Annotated in this window: 1 protein-coding gene; it reads right to left on the reverse strand. The window is 40.1% G+C overall.

From position 1 onward, the window contains the following. Window positions 1–225: 225 nt before the first annotated feature. Window positions 226–1,917 carry a sodium:solute symporter family transporter gene (locus tag B3I52_RS14000; RefSeq protein WP_293302323.1) on the reverse strand — a complete coding sequence of 564 codons (1,692 nt, stop codon included), beginning with the start codon at window positions 1,915–1,917 and terminating at the stop codon, window positions 226–228. Window positions 1,918–2,004: the final 87 nt, after the last annotated feature.

Consider the following 2,004-nt stretch of genomic DNA (forward strand, 5'->3'; position numbering starts at 1 on the left):
AGGTCGGCAGTTCGATTCTGCTCCCCGCTACTAAGGCAAAAGCTCACAGCAATGTGGGCTTTTTTTTTGCGTTTAAGGGAACTTTACTGCTTTGTTTGTTTCAGCACAAAAGTGAAAACTAAACTCCTTACCTCTTTTTACTTTTGGTTGGTGTTATCACTATACCACAGCAAATACCAACCATAGGTAATACGCCCAGCCTTATTTGGGCTGGGCGTATTAATACTACCAATAAATACTATAAAGGGCCGTTACCACCACAATAACAATTAATGCACCTATTGCAAAAGTTTTGTTGGTCTTAAACATCGATGCATCGATTTCCAATCCTTTTTCTTCTGCTCGCTTACTATGTTGTATTTTACTGATTATGACCATGCCAACCACGCAAAACAAGAACACAAACAGCATTTGATCCATAAAAGGAATAATGTAGATGCCTTTTGAATTTGCAACAGCAAAATTAATTGCCGATAGGAAAGAAAGATCTACCAATTCTGGTAAAAACTTTAGGAATACCGCAAAAGCAAACCCACCAATGGTGGCAAAAAGTGCAGCGGTCGATGTAGTTTTTTTCCAAAAGAAACCCAAAAGGAACATGGCAAAAATACCCGGGGTAAACAATCCAGAATATTCCTGTATAAACTGGAAACCCTGTTTTCCTTCGCCCATCAAGGCATCGCCTACCCATAAGGCAAGTGCTGTGCCCAAAAACATCGCAATAATTACGGTAAGTTTTCCAACGTTTACCAATTTCTTTTCCGAAGCCTTGGCATCAATAGCTTTTTGATAAATATCCAAGGTAAATATAGTAGCGATACTATTGGCCTTTCCGGCCAGCGAAGCTACAATTGCTGCGGTTAGGGCGGCAAACGAAAGTCCTTTTAAACCCACGGGCAACAAGGTTAACAACGCTGGGTAAGCTTTGTTCGGATCTTGGGCACCAGAAGAAGTGAGCAGTTGTTCGGGCGAAATGGCACCAATGTCTTTTTTAATGATGTAGTACACCGCAATACCTGGTATTACTACAATAATTGGCATTAAAAGCTTTAAGAACGCGGCAAACAACAATCCGTTTCTAGCTGTAGGCAATGATGCGCCCAATGCACGCTGGGTGATGTATTGGTTACAGCCCCAGTAGCTTAAATTGGCAATCCACATACCGCCAAGCAGCACGCTTAGGCCCGGCAGCTCTATGTAGTTGGCATTGTCTTTTGAGAAGATCATATCAAAATGCTCAGATGCACCCTGATGCAAGTTTGAGAAGCCGTTAAATATACCTTTCCCGTCAGAAATTAGATCAATTGCTAGATAAGTGGCCACCAAGCCACCAATTACCAATACAAAAACCTGTATCACATCGGTATAGCCTATCACTTTCATGCCGCCTAGGGTAATTACAATGGCAAACATTGACAAGAGTACAATACACAACCCAATATTTAGGCCAGAAATACCGGCGATTGCAACTGCGCCCAAATAAAGAATAGACATAAGGTTAACACCAATGTACAGCATTAGCCAAAAAATGGCCATAATCATACTTACCGTGCCGTTATACCGCTGATTTAAGAACTGCGGCATGGTAAAAATCTTATTTTTAAGATAAACGGGCATAAAAAAAACAGCCACTACAATTAAGGTAATTGCTGCCATCCATTCGTATGCGGCAATGGCCAGCCCCATTTTAAAGCCAGATCCGCTCATGCCAATAAACTGTTCTGCCGAGATGTTTGAGGCAATTAAAGATGCACCAATAGCCCACCAAGTTAGAGAACCCTCTGCCAGAAAATAGTCCTTAGAATCTGAAGTTGCCGATTTCTTTTTGTAATAGATGTACAATCCGTAACCCGAAACGATTACGAAATAGATAAAGAACACAATATAGTCTTTAAAGTCTAGCATATTATTTTTCATGTTTATATTTGGTTAGTATGGTTAATCAAAAAGGATTGGCCTAAATATATTTTTCTCATTTTTTTGAGAAACTGTTTAAATTTCAAT

This window comes from Pedobacter sp. UBA4863, assembly GCF_002399615.1.
Taxonomy (GTDB): domain Bacteria; phylum Bacteroidota; class Bacteroidia; order Sphingobacteriales; family Sphingobacteriaceae; genus Pedobacter.